Below are 25,249 nucleotides of genomic sequence, written 5' to 3'. Positions count from 1 at the left end.
AACAATCAGCGTGAGTGAGTGAGTTCTGGTTGCCGATCCCGCAGAGGTGCCTGATGCAGCTCCAATACGGCATCGTTGAGCAGGCAGTCGTCGATCGTCGACTGAGCGCCGACTGCATCGAGCGCTTTGCCTTGAACCACCAATTCAGACACTCGAGTGGGGCGGCCATTTGGTGGTGCAACTGCTTGCAGGGGCAGGAACTGTGAACCGTCCTGAGTCATCATCCAGTTGCAGAAAAATGCACGACCATCAGGCAGATTCATTAATGCCTTGGCTCGGTAAACATCGCCATAGGCACCGTTCACAAGTTCGAACCAGAAGCTGTTGAGGCTGCTGGGGTCCCAGACATACTTGTGAAGGCTGATGGTCCAGGATTCGAGTTTGCTGAATTCCAAGCTGTCTCGCTTCGGCAATTCAGGGTCTTGGCCGAAGTGGAGATGCCGATCAGGGAGCAGCTGAAATGCCTCGAGCTGAGCTTTAACGCGAGGATCGATCCCGATCAGACCACTCTCCTTGGGAGGGCGGAACTGAGGAACTTCGATCAATGCCAGCAAGTCGTCCGGTTGGGATGCGAGGTCTAGATGCGGATCAGTGAGGTCTCTCAGTTGAGGAATTTGATCTTGGAGAAAGGCAAGATCTATTCCCGTGTCGGGGGCCTGTTCAAGGTCTTGATCGGTGTAACCCTCAAGTCGCAGGTATCCGCAAGAGCCTGGGTGGCTCTGCATTGTGTTGAGGATCCAGGTTGTTTTGCCGCAGCCGGGAGGCCCCGAGATCAGCCAGGTTTTGCTCATGGTTGTAGCAACAAGGCTGTTGGCTGATTGCGTGGAACTCGCATGGTCATCATTTGGAGTTGGTCCAACTCACCGCCCTGAAAGGGCCTTGGATCTCCAGCCGTAGCCTCTGCCGATAGACGGAGAACCAAGACTAAGAGTGGGAATGGGAATCATTCTCATCATGACTGCTTTGATTCCCCCCTGTCCACCCTTATCAAGAGATTGATTCGTTTGCTCAATAGGGGTGAGGGCAAAATCCAGTAGAAGAGGTCAATGTGCTTGCCTCATCGCTGTATGGACCGTCGCCATTGGTCTCTACTCGCAGGAGCTGTTCTACTCATTGGTGCCCTATCTCTTCTTTTCGTTGAGATCGATTTGGGCATGGAAGAAGCCATCCCACAAAACCCAGAGGAACAGCCCATCCCTGACCCGCCAGAGACGTATGGCACAGGCAAGATCTTGATGGGCGACTGACAATGATGCGTGAGATGAGGCGCGGCGCGGCGTATTTGTTGGCTGACCCCAAAGGCTACTGGTTTCTGCAATTCATCGATTGCGCTGGCCCTAGCGATCTCGATCGCTATATCGAGTTATCAAAGACTGCTCGATGAAGGCTGAGCCTGCCTTACTGAAAACCAAGACGATCAATTCCCACGTGGATGACCCGCGGGAGCGATGGAAGCAGCGCAAGAAAGATTGGTGGCAGGAATACCCTCCTCAGGGTTAAGGCGTCTTAGTCCTCCGTTCGTGAAGCGCTATCAGCGAAGGTTTTTTCCAATCGCTGTTTGATTGCGTCGTTTGGTGCGATCTTGCGCCGCGAGCTGCCCTTCTGTTGAGAACTGAAGTTAAAGAGCCCTCCTGCTTTTCCCACTTCGCTGGCCCTATCAGGGCCTTTCCTGATCGTCATCCCTAACAACCACCAAAAACCAAGGCCAAATAAGACAAGCAAAGAGAGAAGAAGTGCTAAAGCAGCGTTCGTCTCCATAGCAGGCCAAGGGGGTATTGAAACTTAGACCACCTGTTGTACACCGGAAGCCTTGCACACATCTGATCTGCGCAAATTGCAAGACCGGTGGAGTGTGCACCACCGCGGTGTTCGAGGGTCTTTAAGGGCTTTTAGAGAAGGTTTCCTCTAACTGCTTTCTGATTTTGTAGCTCTGGAGGCTGTCCTTTGGTTTGACTTCTTGTTGAGACCTGAAGTCAAAAAGCCCTGTTTTTCCCCATCCATTAGCTCCACCACGGCCATTTTTCATCGTCATGCCTACCCACCAAAACTGAAAGCCAAGGAAGACAAGCAAACAGATCCCAAGAGCGATATAGCCAGCATTCATCTCAACTCAGAGCATGTTGCATAAGAGAAGCCTTGCACACATTTGATGGGCTTACATGACCAGAGACAGCAAGAATAAAAAAAGTTGTGCCCAACGTGAGAAGAAGTGGATCGAGGCTTGTATTGATGAATGTCAGGACAACGGCGAGGCCAGTGAGCCAAGCGAGGGGCAGTTTTATGTGATCAACAAGATCACAGGTGAAAAACACCACGTAGAAAATCTCGCCTAAGCCATCGTGTTCAGGTCTGCGCCTGAGCAGGCGATGGATTGGTAGATGGATTTTGATTCGCGAAAACCGTACTCGTGACGTTTAAGACGTGATGACTATCTCCAACCGGCCCTGGTTCTTACGACCTTTTTGGTTCGGTCGCACGTTCTGATGGCGTCATGCTGTAGGGGTCTTGAACTGAACGACATGTATTCACTATTCGACGAAGTCTTCAATGCTCCCTTTGGCTACACCATTCCTCGTGATCGCGTTGTTGTGATCCCTGATTCTGAGTACAAGGCTGCTCAGGAACGTCAAAACGCACAGCGCGTTGCTGGTCTTGAAGCACGCAGAGCAGAGCATCTTTCAGTTGTTGATCAGCTCGAGAAGCAGATTGCCGAATTGCAGCCTTCTCAGCAAGAACCAGTGCCAGACAAAGGGTTGGCGGCAGCTGAAACCTGACCCCTAGCACCTAAGGGTGTGGGAGAGAAAAGACCTCCTGGTTCCTCGGGGGGCTTTTGTCCCTAAGGGAATCTTGAACTGCAGCGTGATGGTGTACACCTCCACAAGATCAACACCATTGCTTTATGTGGTGAGTTGCTGAGCAACAAGGGAAAAGTCAGATTGGATCAATTCAAAATGAATCAGCAGGTCTTCCTGAGCAAATGGCTCAGTAAACGAGGTGAAATGAGGAAGTCTTCAGCTTGTTCTCTTCTCCCAAGCGGATTTTATCGATGATCTTAAGGAGCTTGCTCTGATGGTTGGTGATCATCCAGCTGTTGATTGCTGCTTGCATACTTGCGTCTGTTCACCGGTTAGGGGCACTGATAGGCGGGCTAATCCATCTCTCTTTTACTGTTTTTTCTTGACTTCTTTTTTCATGGATCGCAATTGTATTTTTAACGGACCGGAACGATCCATTGAATGCCTAACCAACAGCGGCTGCGAGCCCGCTTGCTGGAGTTCCTGAAGTTCCGAGTTCTGTCTGCTCAGGAGGAGTTTTTCACACCCTGGCAGAGCAAGGCTGGAATCGATTGCATCAAGCTACGTGCTTGGCTCTCTGATGTTTGGCCAGAAGCCCTTGCTCTCGATGACGACCAGTTGAAGCAGGTGCTTGATCAGGCCCGCTGGCTTTATGTGAACTGACGCCCCAAGAGAAAGAAGGCTCCCTTCAGGCTATTGGGAGAACCAAAGAAATACATTCGCCAATGCGGCTCAAGCTCTGATGCTCTTCTTGCTGATCGGAGCTCTGGCTGCTCCTTCTAGAGCTGAGAAACCATACGTCAACCTTGACTGTCAGAAAAATACCTCGACCTATGCCCACAGTGGTGCGTCGGAGAAAGATGGGGCGACTCAAGCAAAGAGTTGAATCAATATCTGCAGAATGAGGGGGGTTAGGAATGTGAAGAGGCGACGAGAACCTACTGCATCAAGGTTTGGGCTCCCTCTATTGATGGCACTTGCTGGAAGCAGGGCGACGTTGATTGAGCAGATCGAGGTCTATCTCCTCTGCCAAAAAAAGGCCCTCTGGTAGGTACAGAGGGCCGCTCATGCGTTCTTTCGCACTTTGGCTAAGTCACAGGCGTTTGCACGCACCAAGGCAACAAGCTTAGGTATCAAATGCCCACTCGCATAGCAACAGGGGGGGAGTAGACGTTCTCTTGTATCCAAGATCCCTAGTCCCTGTTTGTTTTATCCCATCTAAGCAGCGCCAGGCTGATCACACATCATTAGCAGCCAGCGGTCAGCAATCTGCTCCGCGAGCTGGTCAACAACTGCGAGCTGGTCGAGTTCACGAGCTTCGATCCCCTTCTTCTTTCGTTTGGCACGCGTTCGCTTGTTCTTGCCACACCCGCTCATATCGAGCCCATGCCAGTTGTATGCAAGGCTTCCTGTATGGAGATGAACGCTGGCTACATAGGGCTTGGGATCTGTTTTCTTGTTTTCGCTGGACTTCAGTTCTGGTGGCTAGGTATGACGATGGGACTATTCAGTAAAAGAAGGGACTTACAAGTCGAATTCAAGCCTCCAAAAGAAGTCGGCACAAACTTCAAGCCGCAAAGGGATCTTAGTCCAATCAGTCGGGACGACGAATTTAAAAGGCGCTTGGAGCAGACCTTTGCTGAAAGCCCTTCACAAAGGGATGATTGATAATAACCATGGCCACTATCCCTTAAAGTACTGGGAAGTATTTAGTTCTTCAACATACATAAATCTGATTGATGTCAAAGTATTGTTCAAAGAGTATTAAATAATGATTCCTTGGCGCATCCGAGATATCGATCATGCCCTATCAGTGCTCTAAATTCTCAAAGATTGATGCAGCTCAAGCATGACTGTATTGCTTGAGTATCTGAAGATCTAAAGCTGCTAAAACCTCAATATTAGTTGCCTCTAATCGAATATTTGGGGCCATGCCATCATCATAGGCTTGTTTCCAACGAGATGCACATACACACCAATGATCACCTGGCTTCAGCCCTGAGAAGCCATACTGAGGCATTGGCGTTGATAGATCGTTCCCTTGAGCTTTGCTATAGGTCAGAAATTGCTCGCTGATCACACAGCAAACCGTATGCTGACCAAGGTCATTTCCATCAGTTCTACATTTTCCGTCTCGATACCAACCCGTGTTCGGATCACAACTACAAATCTCGAGAGGTTCGCCTAAAACATTTTGATCCATTGGCAAATGACTGATTAGCTAAATCTTATAGGTTTAAAGCTGCAAGGCAATAGCAACTGAGCCTTAGCACTCGCTTTGAGATAAACATAAGTAGCATTCTGCCTGACTCAGGTAAGACGAATTCTATTTACCGCTGACGAATCCAACTATCAACCACGCTGAAACTTGGTCGTTCTGGATCACTAAAATCTAGTCGGTACTTTTTAACCTCGTAGCCCCATCCATTTCCAGGATGATATTCGTATTCAATAACCGATGAACCCGCTTGTCTTTCGATGTTATGGAGAAACATGCTCCTGCCTGGGGTTTCGATGGGTGAGTTGTCTCTGAAATTATTCTTCGAAAGGCAGAGCTTCCTGCTTCCATCACCATATCTTATTGCGAAGATCAAGTACTTATTTCCATGAGCGTTGAATCTACTTGCATAATCAATTTGCCAACTCCTAGGATCAAAAGAATCACTTACGAGGTCACAATCGGCTCCAAATGCTCTTTTAGCTTTAGAGATTAGTGAAGAGGATTGGCATGATTTTTCAGTATCATTCCTAACATTTACTTGTCGAGCGCCTGAAAGCTCCTCCAGCCTTTCAATTGTAATCCAGTCTTTGTCGTTGACTCCATGACCAATTATTTTACTTTTCCAGAGCCCTTCTCTGCAATTATAGCTATAGGCTGTGCCTTCAATGACTTTATCCTTTGCCTCCGCAGAGATTGTTGATGTGCAGAGCAATATGCCGGCTAATGCACATTTGAGGATGAAATCTGAGATTGGCGTGCGCAGCATATAGAGGTTTGAAGATGATTTATATATTTTATCATAATTAGAAGACTCCGCTTTTGAACGTTATACTTTAGCCGTTGTTAACTTGAGATCTGAGAATAATTAATTGATTTAGCTTGTGTACACTAGCAAGAGGATTGTCTGGTTTTTACACGAGCGAAAGTATCTCAGCGGATTGGACTTTTTAATAACGCGATTTCTAACGACTTGTGGACCTCCTCCCCTTAGATGCGAACCCTGAACCCAAGCGTGGTATCTACTGTGAGTTGTTCAGTGAGATCAGCTTCAGGAGCAGGCTTGTGCCAAGGCGGGACATCTATGACAGTCCATGTCTTAAACCTAGATAGAGCCTCGTGACTTGTGAGACGGGGCACCGGCATCTTCACCAGCAATGCCATAGACCTTTTCTTTTTCTTGACCTACGGTTCTTCCTCCTATCACCATGAGATTTGATCAGGCAAAATTGAGTTAGATGAGATCAAATGGAGGTTTAGGCGTGACTGTTCACGAAAGAGATGTCGATGATGATTCCTATGACGAAGTTGATGAGTACCTCAGCAGCCAAGAATCTGATGAGGAAGAACGTGCTTACTTTCCAGTTGAAGACTCAAAACCGCCTCACTACTGAGATCTTTGTCTTGGAAAAGATCAATAAGAACTTGAGATCTCAATTGCCTTCAGTAACCTTTGATCGATGGCAGGTGACAACTAAAGAGGTTTGTGCCAAGGCATATGCCCCCTATAAGCAAGGCAGTATTTACTTGCAGATGATCATTCGCTGCGATGACAGCCTCAACCTTGCCCTACGCCAGGCACTAAAAGGACTGGGAGAGAACTGATGGAGCCCTTGCACTGGAGTTATCTAGATGTTGGTTTGTTGGTTGTTTTCTACTGGGGTTTGATGATTTGGTGGATCAGGGGATCTAAGAGAAAGCAAGACCTTGCCAAACCGTTGACTGAGAAGGAGTTCGCTAAGTGTTTGGATCGGATATGGGCAAGGCACTTCTAGTTCTGCTTCTTACTCTTTGGGCAGTCCCTTCCAATGCAGCAGAAGTGCTTGCGATAGGTGATGGGGACACTCTCAGCATCAAAGAAGGCAGTCAAACAATCAAAGTGCGCCTTGCCTGCATTGATGCTCCAGAGACTTCACAGTCGCCTTACGGCATAACAGCAAGACAAACACTGAAGAGTCTTCTACCGGTTGGATCTGATGTGACTCTCCGCTCCAAGGCAACTGACCGCTATGGAAGAACCGTGGCAGAGGTCATTCGCAATGGCACCAACATCAATCAGTCATTAGTGAAGTCTGGGAGTGCCTTTGTCTATTGGCAGTACATCAAAGGGTGTGACCGGCAGACCTACGCACACCTAGAGACCTATGCCCAAATGGGAGGTATTGGGGTCTGGTCTGTTCCTGCTGGGATCCAGCGACCTTGGGATTACAGGCAAAGCAAGCAGAGCAAGCAGAGCAAGCAGAGCAACAGCAAGGGAAAGCGTTATCGCTGCAAAGACATCAGTTCATGGAATGCAGCGCAAGAACTGCTCAGACAAAGACACTCCTGTCTGGATGGGGGTAAGGTCGGGGAAGCATGTGAGTCGATCAGGTGTGCAGGGCAGATTGCAACTTGATGAAGGTTTCGTGCCGATAGGAGCCTGATCGAGCATTGTCTTAGCGGAGGCTCTTTAGCGATGCAACATCCCATTTGGGTAATCCTTGCTTGGGCAGTTGCTTGCTTTGCGGTTGGCATGAAATTAAGAAGACTCTCCCATCTACTCTTCCAGAAGACACTGAATAGATCATTCGCAACAGAAGACTTCAGAGCATCGCTAGAGCGTATCTGGGAGAAGGAAATAGTGCGGTGAAACTAGCTTTCGAGAATTCTTGCATGACTTTAATTAAAAAGGTATGAACCCATGGTTAATTACCACTGGCGTATCTAACTATGGAAATAACGGCAATGATGATTACACCATATGTCCAGATTGCTCCACTTCTATTCGTTAGCCTCTCTAACCACACAGGAAATCCTGAAGCATCACTTATCAGTAGATAGACTAGACCCAGGACAACCATGGGAATGCCTAGTGCTAGCAATAAATCCATGCATTTACCTCATTGACCCTAATCATATCCTCTACATCGTGAAAGGAGGTATTTTTTCAAGATAAAGAAAAAGGCTGTAGTTTTTTTGGGGCCAATTTGGTTTATTGATTGACAGTGCTCTTCCGCCAATCTGGCAGGAAACCCCTCTTTTAGGGGAAATAGCAAGATCAAAAAAACTCCTGCTGGGTGATGTCGCTGCAGGTTGGTTGCGCGTTAGTATGTTTGTCTGAGTTGAGAGCCTCACAAGCAAAACCTCTAATAGAAATTTTGCTTTAATCGAAGTCAACTATCTAAAGGCTCCGCAGTTGCATTAGCATTCATTCATGTAGCGAAGCTGAAAACGTGAAGATTATCAACCAACAATGAGACTCTTTTCTTCAATCTCTATTGCTACAGGTCTCGGATCATTGCTCTTTACTGCTGCTGCTTCTAAAGCGAATCCATAAGTCGAACCTTCGATACAAAAGCTTTGCATTGAAGCTAAAGACTACGCTGGCTGTGTCAGAGCAATGAAAGGCGATACTAGTAACACGACCAGGCAGATTCGCTCAAAAGGTGCAGACATTGCAGAAGGTAATCAATGCCCATCAGGGTTTGCCTACGTTGGTGGAGGCAACTGCATGGAGGTCAAATGTGTCTACAACACAGCAACAGGCCTTGGCTTTGATACCGGACATGAGCAAAGAGTTGCAGGGAAAGCTAATTGGGGATGCAAGGGATCTTTTTGGTATGGAGCTGGAGTAATGCAACTTCAAGGCACCGCAAGAGCAAGCATCAATCCTGACTGTCCTCCTGGCGAACCTCAAATCGGCTACAACAGCACTTGTCAAAAACTTCCTGCTGGATGGGAGAGCCCTTCAGAACAAGCTGCTCGAGAAAGACGTGAATCGCCAAAGTGCGATCTCAGGCTCCGTCAATAAATGCAGCAATAACGCTTACTTGGATGCCAACCCAGCTATGAAGAAATGGGCTGAACTGAATCCAGAAATGGCAAAGAAAGAAAGCTTTCGCCTGCAGTTAGTTGATTAACTTTACTGGGGGGGATTATTAGGTCTATTGCCTAAAAAATGAACAAGAGAATAGGCGCGTTCCTCCCAGCAGTAGCGTCATAATCCAAAGTGCCTGTGGGGTAGCTGCATGCTTAAAAGTTGCTTCATTATCCACTTCCATTTTGGCTGCAGCTATCAGGCGAACTAAATTGTAGCCATGAATAAAGATTGAGATAGTCCTCCTTTGACTTCATGGGGCACAACAGCTGTCTGTTCATCGCATAGCAGCTGTGTGCTCTCAAGTGCCTAACGATCAACTAGATAACGATTGTTGATCAACTCATCAAAGACTGTTGCACCTCTTGCTTTCTTCCCAGCTGATACAGGAGTGATCTGATCAAGTACTGCGGCAAAGCAAGTGATCCAGAAACTACCTTTGCAGACACCAGCTGATTGGCAAATGTGATCAGGAGCGACTTCAATACAACCCTGTATTCGAGAAACTTTGATACTTGCGATTTGAGAGTCAAGCTCTAGATCCAATAGCTGTGCCTCTCTTAAAGTTATTGCTGTCCCTGCGGCATGGCATTCGAGCAACATTTGATAGTTCATTTATAGACCAGCTGCTAGTAGACGCTACATTCACATGTCTAGCGGCGAGTCGTTTCAAGGGTCACCCGCTAACCCATCGGTATTTCTAGCAACTTCGGACACCTCGAAGATGCTAGAGCTTTTTGAAAAAAGAGGGTTGGAGGGCCACGTAAGCCATTGGTAAGGAGTCGTGTCACCCTCCTGCACCAGTTCAGAGCTGGCAAGTCAAGCCCTTGGCTTCTGCTCGAGAAGACCTTTCAGGATTTCCTTTTGCCTAGCAGCAGCACGGATATAACACCTTTGTAACTCTGCTTCAGCCAATTCCTTCTTTAGAGGAGCTTCTACCTCCGCCAATTAAGCGCTTTATCCCAGTACAGCTTTCGATTCGCCTCTCCTTATCCCTCACTGGTGCTGCTGCTCTTGCCTTAGCCAGCACTCCGCTCCAACCAGTTGCTGCTCAAGACGATGGCAATGCAGAAGATCTGGGGGTGATGGAGATGGCAGAAACGCTCATAGTGATTGGCAAAGCCATCAAGCGTTGCCGATAGCTTTAAAAAGGCAGGGCTCCATTCACTGATGCCGTCTGTTCTCAATCTATTGTAGAAGTTTCATTTAGAAGTTTTGCATTCAATTCAACCGATGTTTGCACTCATCAGGCTTAGGTTGGGCTATACATAAGAGAAAGCGACCCAACTAAAAATGCCAGAAGAACAACTCAAGGCATTCATCGCCAAAGTTCAAGCCGATGCTTCACTACAGGAACAGCTCAAGGCTGAGGATTCTGACCCTGTAGCTATTGCCAAAGCTGCAGGATTTGCGATCACCACAGAAGATATAAAAACTCATCGCCAAATCCTGTCTGAGGATGATCATAGATTGCTACATAACTACTGGAAGCCGTGGCTGGTTGGGTGGGCGGGCTTAACCGGGAGTAATGCATCATTATCGCAAAAAGATACCCTCTAATCCCCCAGTATTACTTCTTACCATACAGTAAAGCCCCTGCATTCTCAGGGGCTTTTTATCTCTTCAACGACTTCCCTATTCGCTTAAAACGGCATCTGATGCCTGGCACCATTGACTTGCAGAAGGCTGCCTTGATATCTTATTTAGCAGGCAACAACCAGCAATAGTTTTTCGCATTAATGACAAATTTAACGTCAACTTTGTATACCATAAAGCTACTTATACTTATATTTCCTAACTAATCACCAAAATCTTAGAGTTTGATTGCCCTCTCTAATTCTATTAGTTTACCCAGATCTCACCGCAGCTTGATGCCAATCCTCAGGGATTTGATTGAGGCGAATATCCCAAGCCCCTGGCAATCTTTATCAGCCTGGTGAGATCCTCTTCTTCTTGCTTCTAGTTTTTGCACTGCTCACTTTTTGTTTGAGCATGCGAATGTCCCTGGGGCATTTAGCAGCGCCTTAGCTGCGATGCCGATAGCGCTGGCAGAAATGCTTTTGGCACTTGGCGGATCCATCCAGCGTTGCAAAATGATTGAGAAATGCGGCTTGGCATTCACTGGATAAATGCTGCAACAAATGCAGTAGTACTTGGAGAGCCTTTAACCCCCTATTAGCTTGAGCCAACTATCAATGATCACTTATCCCTACTGAGGCCGGATCCCTGCTTGCTTAGAATTGAGATAACAATCTGAGGATGTAGAATCCATCAAGCCAAGAAGGTGCTAGGCATTGGCTGATTTGTTGTAGGTGTGAATGTAGAGTTGTCAGAAGCTCATATCCATTTTAGACCAATAGAGCATTGCGGAAAGGAGATGTTTTGCTTCTGGTCAGCATAGTAAAAAAAATCATTCTCCCGCTTGTCCCTCTTGTCATCAACGTGGCTGGGTGCGGAAATTAAATGACAGAAGATGAGTTGGCTCTCTTTTACTGCGAGCAGTGGCGAAAAGGAGAGATGACTTCGGAGTTTGCCTACAATGTCCTAGTGCATGGGATTGTCTTTATCCGGGATACTTATGGGAAAGGCTTTGCTGATCCAAAGGAGTATGAAAAACAGCTCTACAAAAGATGCTCAGATGTAGGTCTCCAATAATGCAATGCCAGTCAAAATATAGTCATCGTGTCGATACCGGCGAGTCGTTTCAAGGGTCACACGCTAACCCATCGCTATTTCTAGCAACTTCGGACACCTCGAAGATGCGAGAGCTTTTTGAAAAAAGAGGGTTCGAGGGCTACGTAAGCCATTGTTAAGGGGTCGTGTCACCCTCTTGGACCAGCTCAGAGATAGCAAGTCAAGCTCTTGGCTTCTGCTCGAGAAGACCTTTCAGGATTTCCTTTTGCCTAGCAGCAGCACGGATATAACCCCTTTGTACCTCTGCTTCAGCCAATTCCTTCTTTAGAGGAGCTTCTACCTCAGCCAATTCCTTCTTTAGACGAGCCAATATCTCAGCTATTTCGTTTTTGAGACGAGCTTCTGCCTCAGCCAATTCGTTCTTGATACGAGCAATCCGAAGATTGATTTCCTGCTCGCTTTCTTGGCGGCTGTTGCTGCTACTCATCTAGATACCGAAGGGCTTGTCCAGCTGATGTTCTCACATGACCAGATACAGCAAGAACAAAAAAAGTTGTGCCCAACTTGAAAAGAAGTGGATCGAGGCTCGTATTGCTGAATATCAGGACAACGGCGAGGCCAGCGAGCCAAGCGAGGGGCAGTTCTTCGTCATCGACAAGATCACAAGAGAGAAGCACCTGGGTTGAAACCTGGCGCAAGCAAAGAAGGTTTGGGGTCCCCTCGAAGATTCGATCGATTGATCGATGGATTCTTATTGACGCAAACCGTATTCGAGACGTTCAGGAGGTGATGCCTAGCCCCGACCGGCCCTGGTTCTTCCGACCTTTTTAGTTCGCGCTCACGTTCTGATGGCGTCATGCTGTAGAGGTCTTGAACTGCACGACCTGTACTCACGATTCGACGAAGTCTTCAATGCTCCCTTTGGCTACACCATTCCTCGTGATCGCGTTGTTGTGATCCCTGATTCTGAGTACAAGGCTGCTCAGGAGCGTCAAAACTCACAGCGCGTTGCTGGTTTTGAAGCACGCAGAGCAGAGCATCTCTCAGTTGTTGATCAGCTCGAGAAGCAGATTGCTGAATTGCAGCCTTCTCAGTAAGAAGCAGTGCCAGACAAAGGGTTGGCGGCTACCAAAGAGTGACCGCTGGGCCGGGTGATGGCGATCAGCTGGTCTTTTGTGAGTGGGTTATGCCTCCTGACCTCACACAGGGTTCTTTTTATTGATCACATAAAAACTCCAGCCAAGAGGTAGTGCAAGGGGTTGATCAATCCAATCGCTCTGCGTAGTCCCTAAGTACTTCTGCAATTTTGTGCGGTGGGATTTCTTGCTGATATTCCCTGCAGAGATCGAAGAGCTTGTCAGTGAAGTCCTTCAAAGGGCTTGCTTTCTTGGTTTCAGTCATTGAGCAGTTTCCACATCAGGAATGCTGGCATGCGGCTAAAAAAAGAGCCCCCATAGGACCTGTTTTGTTCTTTCTGCTTTTTCCAAGCAGTGGCTCATAACGTCCTCCTCCAGTGGAGATACCCTTTTAGGATTTGTGGGCTTCAGTTGCTTGTGCAGCTCTCGAAGCGCGAATATTGCAAGCATAGAACTAATACCCATAACAACTAGAGCAGGTGTGCCCATGCCCTGAAACTCCATGCACTTATGTGTTTGCGCCCTTGTTATCGTTATCCCTTCGGCATGGCTATGAACGCCTGCAGCGCAATCTCTATCGTTCGACAGAAGCTATTTCATGCGGCGTCAATAACTCAGGCCGGTTGGTGGGTATGGCCTCACGGTTCAAAGGCACCACAAAGCCCTACATAGATGGACTGGGATAAGACCTCTGAATGCTTTCTGAGTTAATAGTTACGGTCCTATTTCTTTCGTGATCCTGATGCACTGTGCTGCCTCGGCAGAAGAGTGAAGTTGATGCTGTTGCTTATGTGATTGCTCACAGACTTGAGTTTGATGTACACTCTTATAGCTGGGAAAGTAGTGCGCCAAAAGCAGCAGCCTTTTCTGGAGTAATAAATTAAGTAGGTTAAACTAGCCCTCTAAAGCACGCGTTCTGCCAAGGACATCTTCATGACATATCTTATGTTCAAATCTTCAAGCGACAGTTGATCCACTCATTATCAAACTGCATGTTGTATTTTTTGTAAAAATTTAAGCCAGTATCATTCCAGGAGAGCGCCTGAAAAGACAATATTTTGCAACTTTCTTCTTTAGCAAACTCAATTAATCTATCGAAGAGAAGACTGCCTAGCCCTTGCCTCCTGTATTGCTTTTTAATTATAAAATCATCTATAAAAAGTGCTTTTCCCCTCCAAGATGAGTAGCCAAAGAAGGTCAATGCCATTCCTATCACTATTGCATTGTGCTCTACAATAAATAAATTAAGCACTGGCCTTTCTCCAATGCAATCCATCTCCATCATCTCAACTGTATTGGATATTTGATGCATGGAGTTTTCAAAGTCTGCAAGCTCTATGACTAGTTTAAAAACATGAGGAAGATCGTTTCTATTGCCTCTCCTTATAGTCGGAGTATTATCTTTTGGGCCCATTACTTTCTATTGGTTAGTTAGTATTCAAACAAAAATCGCAAGGATGTTAATCGACAGATATTTGTTGGATATCCCCCTTAAGATTCCGTCTATTCTATCCAGACACTCATGAAAGGCTGAACTGAAGATCCCCATCTCTGATTACATTGTCTTTTCTAAATCTCACCGCAACTTGATGCCAATCCTCAGGGGTTTGATTGAGGCGAACATCCCAAGCCCAAGGCAGTCGTTGTTGACCTGGAGAAACCCTCTTCTTCTTGCTTCTATTTCTTGCACTACTCACCAGCCGTTTAAGTATGCGACTACCCCAATGGCTCCTTGGAGAAGCTTTGCTGTGATGGCGATAGTGCTGGCAGAAACGCTCATAGCGCTTGGCGCATCCATCAAGCGTTGCCGAGAGCTTTAATAAGGCTGGCTGCCATTCACTGATGCCATCTGCTTTTAGCCTGCTGTACTGGGTTGCTTCCCGTAGATTAACTTCAAGGTAAGGATTGTCACGTTGAGGATGAAGGTAATGATGTTTGCAATAAGAACAGGAAGAGCATTCGTTTCTATTGCATAGATGATCCAAAATAAGAGACCAGTGATAAACATCAAGAGCATCACTATCGATACATCATCAGCCTTCTTGCTTTTCCATGTCTTTATGACCTGAGGTATGAATGCAATGGTCGTTAATGCAGCAGCTATAAAGCCGAAGGTGTTAGGACTTATTAGTTGATCAATGCCCATTTAGAATGCTAAGAATTAGTTTCTAGAAAATAATTCTCTCAGTGTAATTGCACAGCAGCTTTGCCTATCTAGAGAGGTACGCCCCAGTAGCTTTTGGGAGTGCCTTGTCAAGACGCTCCTTGCTTAAGCGCTCCTTTTCAGCAAATCCCTTGTCGGCTGTGCTCAACCCAAAACGCCAACAGCTGTTCATATGAAGGAGCGAGTGGTGCTTTGTTTTCGATAAGGAATTGGATGATGGTTGCCTTCCTTGTGTATTTGCTTCGTCCAGGGAGAGCCATGCGTGACGCAATGGCTCTAAGCTCTGTGACCTTCAGCTTTTCGAACTGCTCCTTCTTTGCTGGAGGTAACGACCTAAAGGCCTGCGGGGCGAATGCCTTGGCCTCCACCTCATTCTTCAGAGCCTGAAGCGTGCGGGCCTGGGAGTCGATGTGCTCCCCGATGTCACGAGCCAGCTTCTTGTCGAGGTTGTTGATCTCCTCAATGGCTGCAAGCAACCCATCAGCGATCGACATCTACCACCTCCTTGGCTGCCTCACGCCGAGCAAGCCGTGCCTCCTTCGCCTGATCCATTGCAAGGCGGAAGGTCTGGATGAATGCCCGCACAGCCTCAACCAAGGTAGAACCAGAGAACACACCCCAAGAACCGTTCTCCTCAAAAGCCTCTTCTAGAGCTTCCCCTGCGTTCTCGAGCTCCTTAAGCACCTGGCCATAACCATGGAGGATCTTGTTCAGCTCAGCCTTTTGGCGCAGGCTGAGATCCATCTTCTCCTGGAAATCAACCAGTTCAGCTTGGAGCTGAGAGATATGCGCCTTTTGACGACCGACTATTCCCTTGTATTGGCCACGAGCTCTGTTGAGGTACTGAGCCTCGTCGAAGAGTCTGTTGTAGAGCCTCAGCGCATCACCACCGGGGTGGACGGGGTAACGATTGCGAGTGATTTGGACAGGAGCCATAGATGCAGGGCCAATTCGTTCCAAAATGCTAGCACAGAAGTGTCTACACTTTGAATACACCTTTGCGCTATTAACTCGACACCATGTAGCTCTACTGGCTATGGTGGGACCATGCCAAGCGTCAAGCCCCGTGTTGGCTGGATCATTGATCCAGAGCTGCTCTCCTTGTTAAAGGAACTGGCGGATAAGAGCGGCAGAACAGTTCCGAAGGAAGCCGAACAGGCGATCAAGAATTGGCTCCAGCTCCACGGCAAGCTCCCTCAGGATTAATTTCAGTCATCTGATCAGGGCTTCCAGGCCTGATCTGTAGGCAGGAATGGCTTGAAATGCCATTCGCTGACCATTAAGCCTCCCTTTGGGGCAGAGCAAATGGAAAGCTGCAACCAGCAATCAAGAGCTAAATGATCACTGACCACAAGATCATCTTCTTCCCACCTCTGGCTATGCGAGCTCAGCAGAGGTGTGCAAGGCTGCAGGGATGGACATGTGATCTAGATGGAGACGCACACTGCTCTACTCACGTTGATCTCAATGGCGGTGTTGGTTGGCCTTGGTGTTGGCTATTTGGCAAAAACTGCGATGTTCAAGAACGGCCCAATCGAGAGAGGTCCACTCGGGCAAATGAAGGCAGGAGGGCTGTTTGACTTTGGGGCTGGGGAAAAGGTCAGCTCTCAACGAAAGCCTCCCTATCAAGCGAAAATCAGCCAGGACGAGACAATCAAAGCGCGATTGGAGAAGACCTTTACAGATAGCGCATCAGGAATGGACGACTGAGAATGACTGTGGCGCAATGAATTACCAAGCATCATACCGAAGTCATCGTTCTCGCATGACCCCATTGCTCGTGTAGCAAAGACATCAAAGCAATGACAAAGCAAAACTCTCTTTGATTACTATTTTAACAAGTCTTGGTTATCACTGGTTGCACGGAGACCGCTCTTTGATGTTTGGGTTGAATGCTGACGCTGACAGCAGGCCGGTGAATACAGGCGGTGTTGATACTTATATCAAGGGAGTTGACTCCGTTAGTGACAACCGTGATGTCTTCTTATCGTATGTTGCATCAGGACCAGAAGCTTTCAGTAATAGCTGGAATTTCAATGCCTATGCACAAGTTCCTATCGCTGATGTCGAAAATGTCTCAATACTGAAATAGCCCTGGAGGAATTCACATCACTTGATTGAGAAAACGGCGGCTGCGTTCTTCGCGAGCATTCGCGAAAAACTCATCTGGTGATGATGTCTCCACAACTTTTCCCTCATCCATAAACAACACCCGATCTGCCACCTCACGGGCGAAGTCAATCTCATGGGTGACAACCACCATGGTCATCCCATTATTTGCCAGCGATCGCATCGCATCAAGAACCTCCTTGACCCGTTCCGGATCGAGAGCGCTTGTAGGTTCATCAAAAAGCATGATTTCAGGTTGTAGTGCGAGTGCACGTGCAATGGCTACTCGTTGTTGCTGCCCTCCACTCAGCTGGCCAGGGTATTTACCTGCTTGCTCGGCAATTCCCATCTGAGTTAATAAATCGATAGCGCGTGCCTCCGCCTCCTTTCGAGGTCGACGCTGCACACGAATCGGTGCAAGGGTGATGTTGTCGAGGATGGATAGATGCGGGAAGAGATTGAATTGTTGAAACACCATGCCCACACGTTTACGGATACGTCGTATCTGACGTTCATCGTGATCTGCATTTAAGGGGATACCAAGCACTTCAAGTCGTCCCTCATCAAGAGATTCGAGTCCATTGAAGGTTCGAATCAAGGTGCTTTTACCAGAACCCGAAGGACCCATCACGACCAAAACTTCTCCGCTTTCAACGTGCAACGACACCTCATCAAGAGCTCGCTGATGATCACCAAAGCACTTAACAAGGCCTGTGGCATGAATGGCTGGAATCATTGCTTTGAAGTAGCAGACCTTGTGGGGCTGAGTTGATGTTCAAGATGACGGGCAAGCAAGGCCATAGCAGTGCAAACCAACCAGTAAACCCCAGCTAGCCACACATAAACCTCCAGATACCGACCAATGAAATCAGGGTTGGCCAACAGGCTGCGGCTGATCCCCAGGAGTTCCACCAAACCCAAGATGGCCATCAGGCTGGTGTTCTGAAGTAATCCAACTGCTTGGTTGGTCAGGGCCGGTAGAGCTGTACGAAGTGCCTGCGGCAACACCACAAGTTGAATCATTTGCTTAGGACTCAGGCCCAGCACAGCAGCAGCTTCACGCTGGGTTCGTGGGATCGCTTGCAATCCACCTCGTACGTCTTCAGCGATGTATGCGGCAGCAAATAATGCGAAGGCCAACACAGCGCGCAGGACTCGATTCACCTCTAGATGCATGGGAAGGAAAAGGGGAATCAACAGCTGACCAAAAAACAACACTGCGATCAGAGGAACAGCCCGCATCACGTCGATATAAATACTGCAACTTCGTTGGATCACGGCCAGCCTGGTTTGACGTCCGAGTGCCAAAAGGATGCCCAGCGGTAGAGCAAGAGCACCACTGCAGGCGGTTAGCAGCAGCGTGAGGGTTAGGCCACCCCAGGCATGAGAAGGGACCGGCAGTAAACCGAGGCCACCAGCAAGAAGAACCACACCACAGGGCACCATCGCAATCCATACCAAAGGCAAGGCCTTCCGAATCCAACCCCGACGTGGCCCTAACAGAGTTAATAAGGTGAGACCTATCAACAGCGCAATCCAAAGAAATGGGCGCCAACGTTGATGAGGTGGATAGCTGCCAAAGGCATACAGCGGAAGGTTTTGGCTGACGACTTGCCAATCCGCATCAACAAAAAGCCAATGCAGGGTTGTGGTCGCAACCCAACCAAGCAGGGCAAGCAGCAAAACAGACATCAAGCCATCCAGAGGGGTGGCCAATAGGTGCCGTTTCAGACGTTTAAAAGGGCTTGGCCCAAACTGCATCAGGATTTAGCAGGTGTACTCGGGGGAACTAGAAACACAATTCGGACCACTTCTCTTGGGATAGAAACGATCAAGGAACATGCTCAAACGCATAGGCCATCGATGCAAATCATCAACGTAAGCCCCTTTGTGCATCCTGTTGAAACAGAGGTTCTGTTGCCCTTGTTGAGCTAAACATGGACAGAAGCACAAGCCATTGCTACTCCTTAGAGATCCTTCAAGATTTAGCCAATGGAGAGAGCTGAACTCGCTGAAATCTTCGCCAAGGCAACGGTGCTGAATTTCGCACTCTTGACCTTCTGGCTGATTGCTTTCATTCGGCACCGTGAATGGGGTTATCGCTGGCATTCACGGTGGTTCATCGATCTCAGCAAGAGAAGCTTTGACCGCCTCCACTACGGCGGAATGATGCTTTACGAAATCATGATCATCCTCTTCTGCTTGACACCTGCCTTGGTACTTAGGTGAGGTTAATGATCCTTTTGGCTTCTGCATTGCCTCGGAGTGCATTGGCTACAGCTAAGTAGTAGTAGTGCAAATATTCAAGGATTCAATGCATCCCTATGGGAATGTTGAGATCTCAGCTTATTAATCGAGACTGGTCTCATTGGCGATATTTGATGATGTCGCCAATGAGAGTGACTTGCTAAGTGGTCTCAGCAGGCTTAGGGGCTCTCAGCAGGTTGATTGCAGATAGGAACAATGCTGCCCCGAATAATGTTCCGAGAGCCCAAATACTGTCTGATGGCCATTCAATAACAAGTAAGAGACCGAAGATTGCTGTGATCACTCCATCGAAGACCACCAATCCACCCAAAGGGTTTGGAGATGCAGCACCTCCAGCCAATTCCATCAAGCCTTCGATTAGAAGCAAGACGCCGGCAAACAAGGTAAGGCTGATTTCACTATCAACCGGGTCGATCAAAATCCAAACAGAAGCTGCGATATAAAGCACGCCACTGAAGCCTCGAAACACTTTGCCCTGCAGGCTCGTTTCACCGCCAAGACGCAATAATTGGCCAATGCCTGCGGCACAGGCAGCCCCCCCGAGGGCAATGGTTAGCAGGGTGGCCGAGGCAAAAGGCAAAAGGATGGCAATGGCCGCTGCAATAAACAAGAGCACTGCTGCGATGCGCCGTTGAAGTAAAGAGTTCATGAAAAACAAAAACCTAATTGAGCTTAAGGCTATTGCTGGGATCTGATCACAACTCGATTGAGAACTTCCATCCCTCCAGTGATCAGAAGGTTAAGCAGCAAAAAACTAATCAACAACAATAAGAATCCTTCAATCGCTCTGCCGGTCTGTGTGATTGTCGTATCACTTACCGCATAGACATCGGCATAACCTACGGCGATTGCCAATGTGCTGTTTTTGGCCAAGTTGAGATATTGGCTTGTTAGGCCAGGGAGGATGGCTGGTAAAGCTTGAGGTAACACCACCCGACGTAACCCAAAACCTTCTGGCAAACCAAGACTGCGAAACGCTTCCCATTGACCACTCGGAACAGAATTCAATCCACCGCGGACAATTTCAGCAATTGATGCTGCTGTGAAGATGCTTAGGCCCACTAATAACGCCGAAAATTCAACGCTCAGATTTAGGCCAAGCAATTCGATCCCTTGGTTCGAGACACGTATCAAGGCTCCTAATGGCGCCAAGGGGGTCCCGGAAAGGCTTAAGAAAGCAACGAAATACCAGAACAACAGCTGAAGCAACAGAGGGATCTGCCGGATCAAGGCCACATATCCGCTCGACAGTGCTCGTAACAGCAGATTGCGGCTACTTCTGGCAGCCCCTGCAAGCACTCCAATCACCGTGGCCAGAACAAGGCCGCAAAGGATGACCTTGAGGCTGTTTAACCAGCCCATGCAAAGAGCCCAGGCATAACTATCCGAAGGCCTATAAGACAGCGGATGTTCAGCTAGAGCAAAGCCTGCAGGTCGTCCTAACCAAAGAAAGCTGAGCCCCATGTCAGTGCGGATCAGATTCACAGCGAGATTGTTGATCAACACGCCAAGAATGGTCAGCAGAGCGAGGGCGACGCCAACTTGCAAGCAAAAGTGCTGCGAGCGCTTCATGGGGGGTTAGTTAAAAGGTGGCGCGATCAGTAAGCCACCTTGCCGATAGGAGCGATTTAAGCCTCTAGGAATTGGCACAGAACTGTTTGGACCGAGGTGGCGGTTGTAGATCTCTCCATAATTGCCTGTGGCTCGGATCACCTTGACGACGAAGTCATCTGCCAGACCAAGCTTTTGACCAAGGCCAGCATCAACGCCTAGAAAGCGTCGCAGCGATGACATCTGTGGGTTTGTCTTGGCTTGTTCAAGCTTGCTGTCGACATTCTCTTGAGTAATACCAAATTCCTCAGCGGCAAAAAGAGCAAAGACCACCCATCGGATGGCATCACCAAGACGCTGGTCTCCACCTACTGAGGCAGGGGCAAGCGGTTCCTTACTCAGCACAACATCAAGAATGATGTGCTGCTCAGGATCAGGAAAACCAGATCGAGCCGCCGCAAGTTGAGAACGATCGGAAGTCATCGCTAGACATCGACCCTGGAGGTAACCGGCGACAACTTGATTGAGATCTTGATACTTGATCGGCGTATAAGAAAGCTTTCGTTCCTGAAATGCATCGTTGAGGTTCTGTTCCGTCGTGGTGCCTGAGCCCACACAGATGTTGCTGGCTTTCAAATCTTGAAGGCCCTTAATTCCGGTACTTCGCTTGACCATCAACCCCTGGCCATCGTGAAACACCACAGGTGCAAAGGTGAGACCATTGCCTCCTGCTGCATCCCGACTGAGATTAAATGTGGTGTTACGTGAAAGCAGATCAATTTCGCCTGTTTTTAGAGCAGTGAAGCGTTCGGGAGCTGTAAGAGGTCGATATTGCACTTTCGTGGCATCGCCAACAACTGCAGCGGCCATAGCGCGGCAGATATCAACGTCTAGCCCTTCATAGCGACCATTGCCAAGTAGAAAACTAAAGCCTGGGATCTTGCCGCTAACACCACAATGCAATTGGGCGCGCTTGCTGATCAATTCCAGCCGAGAACCACCACCTTGATCAATTGAGGCACATCCTGTGGCAAGCAAAGACAGAGTGACTAGACCTGTGGCAAAACGCCTGATCATGCTGTAACTATGCAATTTAGCCTTATTCTCTCAGATCTTTGGCAAAGCTTGAGAATAATCGATTGCCACCTGACGCAATGCAGCAACTAAAATATTGCTTAGTTCAAAATGGAACTAGAGAATAGAATGACTCGTCTTAAATTCCGAAGACCAACTCTTGCATAAAGTAGATGTCTTCAAACATATTTCATGGCCTGTAATTAAAATGGATTTGTTGCTCATTTAGACCGAGAGAGGAATGGGACTTGATACGAAAAACTAGGTTTTACGATGATTAAATAAAAGTCAAGTGAGTGATCTTGCAGCTATTAATTCCTTTCGTAAATAGGGCAAGGATCTTTATCCCATACTAATAGCATGGGATAAGATATTGGATCGCTAGCATTATCGATTCATCATTGGTCAGCAGTTTGCTTGGGATGAAGTGGAGATTCCTAGAAAGCATAGACTAAGGGCCCAAGAGCCAATCCCGCCCCAATTCAATCATTCGTCTCATTTGTAGTGATTTCTAGGTTAACTAGATGCATGACATATTGCTTTCAAAAGATCGTTCAAGCTCTCTTGCAGTTTACGATCTTTTGTCTACTTCGATACCAATAATGATTTTTGCTGCTCTGATATTGATCTGTCTCAACTTTCAATGATGGACCCCTAGAGTCAAGGGTAGGGCGAAAATCTGTAAGGCAGAACTTGTCTAAATACGAGTGACATTGAGATAATGCTTGTGCATTTTATCTATGCAAGAATAGGGTGATAAACAAGAGCTTTATGGGTTTTGATGAGATGTTATAGCGATGAATCAACAGTTCAATACTGGTCTTAGTGTCAAGATAATATTTGAAGCACTTAATCGCCATAATTGAGGATAGAGAGAATCAGAAATCAATACCTAATGATTTTCATGTGATAACTAATGACAGAAAAGAAAGCCACATAGCGCAAAGCATGTCTATAAGCTACTCATGACTTCTGCTCTATAGCCTAATGATAATCAAAGGGTATTTATGGTTCCTAGTTGGATTAAATGCTAAAAAAAGATCTCATGCTGATCACTTAATATGGGTGTATGATTTTTGCGGTCTTGCCAATTGTATCGCAACAGAAAGCATTCAGACAAAACTTAGAAACGACTGTATCCACATCTTGTCTCGAAGATTTTTAGGGGTAATCCAGTTGCTGCCATTGCAGCTCGACACTCAGCTCCAATGGTTCCATAGACCTCAACACTAAAACCATCGCCAAGCTCTGCATGCTTAGCGAGATACTCGCCAACGATGGGGTTCGATAGATGCGCCAAAAAGGCCGCATCATTAGCATAAACTTCAGACCAAACAAACGCGAGTTGATCATCTGGGTCCTGATCAAATGTGTGATGCAGCATCCCAGGCTCAGAATCCTTAACCCCTGCATCTGTCGTCGCAGCCAATGAAAGATAATCGTCAACACAGCTTGGTTTTACATGGATGCGAGCCAGCAGAAGAAAGGGCGTAGAAGCATCGAAGTTCGCCATGAAAAGCATTGGTGAGCTAAAGAGTTATAGCAGCTCAGAGTAGGTGTATGAGAGAATTTCAAAATGAGCCAAGACATCATTTTTTTCAGCAGCTGATCAAACTAATGATTTTGCAAAGTAGCGCGCTTGCTGGATGACGAAACATAAAGCCCTACTGGAATATTTCCAAGAAACCTTGAGCCATTAAAGGTCATCATGTCTAAGGAGTTAATGGTTTAGATGAATTTAATATCTTTAAGCTAGTTCATGATTTAAAATCATCAGCTCTACAACTAAATCTAATGATAAGCAAGGTTGGAAAATCTTGGTCATCATCTCAAATACAAACTTTCTAGATATGAGCAGGCTCCTGATTGCCGCCTATGCGTTCAAACAGATCAAGACTTTCCTTGTTAAGGCCAACCACCTCCACTTCTGATCCTCCAAGGCGAAGCTTGCGGATCACCTGATCCAAAGCAGCAACTCCGCTTTGGTCCCAGATGTGTGCTCGCGACATATCGACTGTGACCTTGGCAGGGTGCTCGTGAATATCAAAGCCCTGTAAGAAATAAACCTTGCTCACGAAGAACAATTGTCCACTGACCTCATAGCGAAGCTCATCAGGGTTGACTTGAATAACACTGACACGGATCACTTTGGCAACTTTACGGCTGAAGAGTATTCCTGCAAGCGCAACACCCGCTAAAACTCCAAGCGCCAAATTATGGGGTGTGGTGAGCATGGTGACGGCAAAAGTCATCAGCATCACAGCTGTATCACTACGAGGAATCTTTTTGAGCTGTCGGAGTCCGCGGATATCAGCAGTACTGACAGCAATCGCAATCATCACAGCCACTAATGCCGCCATAGGGATTTGTTTTAACCAACCTTGACCCAACAAGATCATTAACAATAAACTGACACCAGAAAACAATGTTGAAAGTCTGCTACGCCCACCATTCTCTGTATTCATTACAGATTGACCTACAAGTGCACAGCCTGCCATTCCTCCAAAAAGAGAGGAGACAACGTTGGCGATTCCCTGGCCTCGAGCCTCAACATTCTTGTTGGAGGTGGTATCAGTTAAATCATCAACGATGTCTTGGGTGAGGAACGTCTCAATCAACCCAACCAAGGAAACTGCGAGAGCTGTGGGTAAAACCAATCCAAATGTTTCAAGGTTGAATGGCACCTTGCCATCTGCTAATGATCCAAATGGAAGTGTGAAACTAGGGAGACCATCTGGAAGGCTTCCTAGGCTCTCAACAGTAGGAATATCGAGGTTGAAACCGATGCTAATCATCGTCAAAACAATGATGGCCACCAGCTGAGAAGGCAGCAGGCGAGTTAAGCGCGGTAAGCCATAAATAATCACCAAGCCAAGGATCACCAACCCCCAAACCAAAGGGATCTGGCCACCAGTAGGCAAAACCTGGGTTGCATGATCAACAACAACGTCTTCTCCGTAATGCAGATTCAGGCCTAATTGAGGGAATTGTGCTTGAAAAATCAATAGGGCAAGTGCATTCACAAATCCACTCAGCACCCCTTGAGGAACAAAACGCATTTGATAGGCAAGTCTCAAATAACCCCAAAGGATTTGCAAGAGCCCAGTCAATAGGCCTGCTGCCATCAAATAGGAAAGGCCTAGGCCTTCACCAACGGCATTACCAGTCGCCACAATCCCTGTCATCAACAGTGCTGTCGAGCCAGTCGCTGAGGTGATCATCCCCATACGTCCGCCGACTATGGCGATGGTGACAGAAAGGCAAAACGCTCCAAAGAGGCCCACTTGCGGATCAACACCAGCGATGCCTGAAAAGGCAATCGCCTCTGGGATCATTGCGAAGGCAACCACCAGCCCAGAGAGGAGATCTTTTGGAGGGTTGCCTAACCATTGTTTGATCAACGATGGTTCTGACCGGTTAATCATTAAAAAGGCTGGCTTTGAC

The 25,249-nt window shown here is 47.5% G+C and carries 36 protein-coding genes and 2 pseudogenes; 17 read left to right on the top strand and 21 right to left on the bottom strand.

What is annotated here, in order from left to right; all coding sequences use genetic code 11:
- Nucleotides 1-5: 5 nt before the first annotated feature.
- The gene (locus PMIT1303_RS07800) at nucleotides 6-791 is read right to left on the bottom strand and encodes a GTP-binding protein (protein WP_063398223.1); all 786 of its coding nucleotides are present in this window, start codon (nucleotides 789-791) and stop codon (nucleotides 6-8) included.
- Nucleotides 788-922 carry a hypothetical protein gene (locus PMIT1303_RS14250; protein WP_255359768.1) on the bottom strand — a complete coding sequence of 45 codons (135 nt, stop codon included), beginning with the start codon at nucleotides 920-922 and terminating at the stop codon, nucleotides 788-790. The genes PMIT1303_RS07800 and PMIT1303_RS14250 overlap by 4 nt, the downstream gene beginning before the upstream one ends.
- A 145-nt stretch (nucleotides 923-1,067) precedes the next feature.
- Between PMIT1303_RS14250 and PMIT1303_RS07795 the strand changes: the two genes are divergently transcribed.
- Entirely contained in the window at nucleotides 1,068-1,247 is a 180-nt protein-coding gene (locus PMIT1303_RS07795; protein ID WP_231901404.1) for a hypothetical protein, read from the top strand.
- A gap of 259 nt (nucleotides 1,248-1,506) precedes the next feature.
- On the opposite strand, the gene PMIT1303_RS07785 is transcribed toward PMIT1303_RS07795, so the two are convergent.
- Both PMIT1303_RS07785 and PMIT1303_RS07780 read right to left on the bottom strand, forming a co-directional pair.
- On the bottom strand, nucleotides 1,507-1,758 hold the full coding sequence (locus PMIT1303_RS07785) for a hypothetical protein (protein ID WP_063398221.1): 252 nt from the start codon (nucleotides 1,756-1,758) through the stop codon (nucleotides 1,507-1,509).
- Between the two features lie 121 nt (nucleotides 1,759-1,879).
- Entirely contained in the window at nucleotides 1,880-2,032 is a 153-nt protein-coding gene (locus tag PMIT1303_RS07780; RefSeq protein WP_156486967.1) for a hypothetical protein, read from the bottom strand.
- Nucleotides 2,033-2,159: 127 nt separating this feature from the next.
- Here PMIT1303_RS07780 and PMIT1303_RS13465 point away from each other — a divergent pair, with 127 nt between their 5' ends.
- From PMIT1303_RS13465 to PMIT1303_RS07765, 3 genes are all read left to right on the top strand, one after another.
- The gene (locus tag PMIT1303_RS13465) at nucleotides 2,160-2,333 is read left to right on the top strand and encodes a hypothetical protein (protein WP_156486966.1); all 174 of its coding nucleotides are present in this window, start codon (nucleotides 2,160-2,162) and stop codon (nucleotides 2,331-2,333) included.
- 150 nt (nucleotides 2,334-2,483) lie between these two features.
- Nucleotides 2,484-2,774, top strand: a complete 291-nt coding sequence (locus PMIT1303_RS07770; protein ID WP_197459794.1) for a guanylate-binding protein — start codon at nucleotides 2,484-2,486, stop codon at nucleotides 2,772-2,774.
- Nucleotides 2,775-3,236: 462 nt separating this feature from the next.
- On the top strand, nucleotides 3,237-3,458 hold the full coding sequence (locus tag PMIT1303_RS07765; protein WP_063398217.1) for a hypothetical protein: 222 nt from the start codon (nucleotides 3,237-3,239) through the stop codon (nucleotides 3,456-3,458).
- Nucleotides 3,459-4,013: 555 nt separating this feature from the next.
- Here the strand turns inward: PMIT1303_RS07765 and PMIT1303_RS13460 are convergent.
- Nucleotides 4,014-4,172, bottom strand: coding sequence for a hypothetical protein (locus PMIT1303_RS13460; RefSeq protein WP_156486965.1), 159 nt, complete (start codon nucleotides 4,170-4,172; stop codon nucleotides 4,014-4,016).
- Nucleotides 4,173-4,208: 36 nt separating this feature from the next.
- Between PMIT1303_RS13460 and PMIT1303_RS13820 the strand changes: the two genes are divergently transcribed.
- Nucleotides 4,209-4,463, top strand: a complete 255-nt coding sequence (locus tag PMIT1303_RS13820; protein ID WP_063398216.1) for a hypothetical protein — start codon at nucleotides 4,209-4,211, stop codon at nucleotides 4,461-4,463.
- Between the two features lie 175 nt (nucleotides 4,464-4,638).
- Here PMIT1303_RS13820 and PMIT1303_RS07755 read toward each other — a convergent pair whose 3' ends face one another.
- Both PMIT1303_RS07755 and PMIT1303_RS07750 read right to left on the bottom strand, forming a co-directional pair.
- Entirely contained in the window at nucleotides 4,639-4,998 is a 360-nt protein-coding gene (locus PMIT1303_RS07755; protein ID WP_063398215.1) for a DUF2237 family protein, read from the bottom strand.
- Between the two features lie 127 nt (nucleotides 4,999-5,125).
- Nucleotides 5,126-5,782 (bottom strand): hypothetical protein, encoded by a 657-nt coding sequence (locus tag PMIT1303_RS07750; RefSeq protein WP_063398214.1) that lies wholly within the window; start codon nucleotides 5,780-5,782, stop codon nucleotides 5,126-5,128.
- Between the two features lie 493 nt (nucleotides 5,783-6,275).
- Between PMIT1303_RS07750 and PMIT1303_RS14245 the strand changes: the two genes are divergently transcribed.
- From PMIT1303_RS14245 to PMIT1303_RS14045, 6 genes and pseudogenes are all read left to right on the top strand, one after another.
- Complete coding sequence (locus PMIT1303_RS14245) at nucleotides 6,276-6,407, top strand: hypothetical protein (RefSeq protein WP_255359767.1); 132 nt, start codon at nucleotides 6,276-6,278, stop codon at nucleotides 6,405-6,407.
- A 43-nt stretch (nucleotides 6,408-6,450) separates the two neighbouring features.
- Nucleotides 6,451-6,618 carry a hypothetical protein gene (locus tag PMIT1303_RS14055; RefSeq protein ID WP_231901403.1) on the top strand — a complete coding sequence of 56 codons (168 nt, stop codon included), beginning with the start codon at nucleotides 6,451-6,453 and terminating at the stop codon, nucleotides 6,616-6,618.
- A 136-nt stretch (nucleotides 6,619-6,754) separates the two neighbouring features.
- Complete coding sequence (locus PMIT1303_RS07740; RefSeq protein ID WP_082824468.1) at nucleotides 6,755-7,408, top strand: thermonuclease family protein; 654 nt, start codon at nucleotides 6,755-6,757, stop codon at nucleotides 7,406-7,408.
- 984 nt (nucleotides 7,409-8,392) lie between these two features.
- On the top strand, nucleotides 8,393-8,803 hold the full coding sequence (locus tag PMIT1303_RS07735) for a hypothetical protein (RefSeq protein WP_063398211.1): 411 nt from the start codon (nucleotides 8,393-8,395) through the stop codon (nucleotides 8,801-8,803).
- Between the two features lie 1,025 nt (nucleotides 8,804-9,828).
- Nucleotides 9,829-9,963 (top strand): annotated as a pseudogene (locus tag PMIT1303_RS14050) (carbamoyl-phosphate synthase); the annotation flags it as partial.
- 199 nt (nucleotides 9,964-10,162) lie between these two features.
- Nucleotides 10,163-10,333, top strand: a pseudogene (locus PMIT1303_RS14045) (Nif11-like leader peptide family natural product precursor); the annotation flags it as partial.
- 1,390 nt (nucleotides 10,334-11,723) lie between these two features.
- On the opposite strand, the gene PMIT1303_RS07715 reads toward PMIT1303_RS14045, so the two are convergent.
- Nucleotides 11,724-11,990 (bottom strand): hypothetical protein, encoded by a 267-nt coding sequence (locus PMIT1303_RS07715; protein ID WP_063398207.1) that lies wholly within the window; start codon nucleotides 11,988-11,990, stop codon nucleotides 11,724-11,726.
- Between the two features lie 37 nt (nucleotides 11,991-12,027).
- Between PMIT1303_RS07715 and PMIT1303_RS13445 the strand changes: the two genes are divergently transcribed.
- A complete protein-coding gene (locus PMIT1303_RS13445) occupies nucleotides 12,028-12,189 on the top strand; it encodes a hypothetical protein (protein WP_156486962.1) in 162 nt (53 codons plus the stop codon).
- A 162-nt stretch (nucleotides 12,190-12,351) separates the two neighbouring features.
- Entirely contained in the window at nucleotides 12,352-12,600 is a 249-nt protein-coding gene (locus PMIT1303_RS07705; RefSeq protein WP_197459793.1) for a guanylate-binding protein, read from the top strand.
- A gap of 166 nt (nucleotides 12,601-12,766) precedes the next feature.
- On the opposite strand, the gene PMIT1303_RS13815 is transcribed toward PMIT1303_RS07705, so the two are convergent.
- The 6 genes from PMIT1303_RS13815 to PMIT1303_RS14035 all read right to left on the bottom strand — a co-directional run bounded on the left by PMIT1303_RS13815 (nucleotide 12,767) and on the right by PMIT1303_RS14035 (nucleotide 15,739).
- On the bottom strand, nucleotides 12,767-12,904 hold the full coding sequence (locus PMIT1303_RS13815) for a hypothetical protein (protein WP_167523913.1): 138 nt from the start codon (nucleotides 12,902-12,904) through the stop codon (nucleotides 12,767-12,769).
- A 684-nt stretch (nucleotides 12,905-13,588) separates the two neighbouring features.
- Complete coding sequence (locus tag PMIT1303_RS07695; RefSeq protein WP_063398204.1) at nucleotides 13,589-14,053, bottom strand: GNAT family N-acetyltransferase; 465 nt, start codon at nucleotides 14,051-14,053, stop codon at nucleotides 13,589-13,591.
- A gap of 106 nt (nucleotides 14,054-14,159) precedes the next feature.
- Nucleotides 14,160-14,336, bottom strand: coding sequence for a hypothetical protein (locus PMIT1303_RS14040; RefSeq protein WP_231901402.1), 177 nt, complete (start codon nucleotides 14,334-14,336; stop codon nucleotides 14,160-14,162).
- 158 nt (nucleotides 14,337-14,494) lie between these two features.
- The gene (locus PMIT1303_RS07690) at nucleotides 14,495-14,785 is read right to left on the bottom strand and encodes a SemiSWEET transporter (protein ID WP_063398203.1); all 291 of its coding nucleotides are present in this window, start codon (nucleotides 14,783-14,785) and stop codon (nucleotides 14,495-14,497) included.
- Nucleotides 14,786-14,922: 137 nt separating this feature from the next.
- On the bottom strand, nucleotides 14,923-15,297 hold the full coding sequence (locus tag PMIT1303_RS07685; protein WP_063398202.1) for a hypothetical protein: 375 nt from the start codon (nucleotides 15,295-15,297) through the stop codon (nucleotides 14,923-14,925).
- Nucleotides 15,284-15,739, bottom strand: a complete 456-nt coding sequence (locus PMIT1303_RS14035; RefSeq protein ID WP_231901401.1) for a hypothetical protein — start codon at nucleotides 15,737-15,739, stop codon at nucleotides 15,284-15,286. Before PMIT1303_RS14035 ends, PMIT1303_RS07685 begins: the two co-directional genes overlap by 14 nt.
- A 111-nt stretch (nucleotides 15,740-15,850) precedes the next feature.
- On the opposite strand from PMIT1303_RS14035, the gene PMIT1303_RS13440 reads away from it, so the two are divergent.
- The 3 genes from PMIT1303_RS13440 to PMIT1303_RS07670 all read left to right on the top strand — a co-directional run bounded on the left by PMIT1303_RS13440 (nucleotide 15,851) and on the right by PMIT1303_RS07670 (nucleotide 16,895).
- Complete coding sequence (locus tag PMIT1303_RS13440; protein WP_156486961.1) at nucleotides 15,851-16,009, top strand: hypothetical protein; 159 nt, start codon at nucleotides 15,851-15,853, stop codon at nucleotides 16,007-16,009.
- Nucleotides 16,010-16,234: 225 nt separating this feature from the next.
- Entirely contained in the window at nucleotides 16,235-16,513 is a 279-nt protein-coding gene (locus PMIT1303_RS07675) for a hypothetical protein (protein WP_063398201.1), read from the top strand.
- Between the two features lie 205 nt (nucleotides 16,514-16,718).
- Nucleotides 16,719-16,895: a hypothetical protein gene (locus PMIT1303_RS07670; protein ID WP_231901400.1), complete on the top strand. Its 177-nt coding sequence runs from the start codon at nucleotides 16,719-16,721 to the stop codon at nucleotides 16,893-16,895.
- 12 nt (nucleotides 16,896-16,907) lie between these two features.
- On the opposite strand, the gene PMIT1303_RS07665 is transcribed toward PMIT1303_RS07670, so the two are convergent.
- A complete protein-coding gene (locus PMIT1303_RS07665; RefSeq protein ID WP_063398200.1) occupies nucleotides 16,908-17,648 on the bottom strand; it encodes an amino acid ABC transporter ATP-binding protein in 741 nt (246 codons plus the stop codon).
- Nucleotides 17,645-18,673 carry an amino acid ABC transporter permease gene (locus tag PMIT1303_RS07660; protein WP_063398199.1) on the bottom strand — a complete coding sequence of 343 codons (1,029 nt, stop codon included), beginning with the start codon at nucleotides 18,671-18,673 and terminating at the stop codon, nucleotides 17,645-17,647. Before PMIT1303_RS07660 ends, PMIT1303_RS07665 begins: the two co-directional genes overlap by 4 nt.
- Nucleotides 18,674-18,904: 231 nt before the next feature.
- Here PMIT1303_RS07660 and PMIT1303_RS07655 point away from each other — a divergent pair, with 231 nt between their 5' ends.
- Nucleotides 18,905-19,141, top strand: coding sequence for a DUF6868 family protein (locus PMIT1303_RS07655; protein ID WP_011825859.1), 237 nt, complete (start codon nucleotides 18,905-18,907; stop codon nucleotides 19,139-19,141).
- A gap of 178 nt (nucleotides 19,142-19,319) precedes the next feature.
- Here PMIT1303_RS07655 and PMIT1303_RS07650 read toward each other — a convergent pair whose 3' ends face one another.
- The 5 genes from PMIT1303_RS07650 to PMIT1303_RS07630 form a co-directional block, all read right to left on the bottom strand.
- Nucleotides 19,320-19,829, bottom strand: a complete 510-nt coding sequence (locus PMIT1303_RS07650) for an HdeD family acid-resistance protein (RefSeq protein WP_063398198.1) — start codon at nucleotides 19,827-19,829, stop codon at nucleotides 19,320-19,322.
- A 29-nt stretch (nucleotides 19,830-19,858) separates the two neighbouring features.
- Nucleotides 19,859-20,752, bottom strand: coding sequence for an ABC transporter permease subunit (locus PMIT1303_RS07645; RefSeq protein WP_063398197.1), 894 nt, complete (start codon nucleotides 20,750-20,752; stop codon nucleotides 19,859-19,861).
- Nucleotides 20,753-20,758: 6 nt separating this feature from the next.
- A complete protein-coding gene (locus PMIT1303_RS07640) occupies nucleotides 20,759-21,808 on the bottom strand; it encodes an amino acid ABC transporter substrate-binding protein (RefSeq protein ID WP_063398196.1) in 1,050 nt (349 codons plus the stop codon).
- A 1,120-nt stretch (nucleotides 21,809-22,928) separates the two neighbouring features.
- A complete protein-coding gene (locus PMIT1303_RS07635; protein ID WP_063398255.1) occupies nucleotides 22,929-23,318 on the bottom strand; it encodes a putative quinol monooxygenase in 390 nt (129 codons plus the stop codon).
- 331 nt (nucleotides 23,319-23,649) lie between these two features.
- Complete coding sequence (locus PMIT1303_RS07630; RefSeq protein WP_063398195.1) at nucleotides 23,650-25,230, bottom strand: SulP family inorganic anion transporter; 1,581 nt, start codon at nucleotides 25,228-25,230, stop codon at nucleotides 23,650-23,652.
- Nucleotides 25,231-25,249 lie beyond the last annotated feature (19 nt).

The sequence above is a fragment of the Prochlorococcus sp. MIT 1303 genome (assembly GCF_001631965.1).
GTDB lineage: Bacteria > Cyanobacteriota > Cyanobacteriia > PCC-6307 > Cyanobiaceae > Prochlorococcus > Prochlorococcus marinus_D.
The sequence above is the reverse complement of the archived record's forward strand: the minus strand, read 5'-3'. Positions and strand labels throughout refer to the sequence as shown.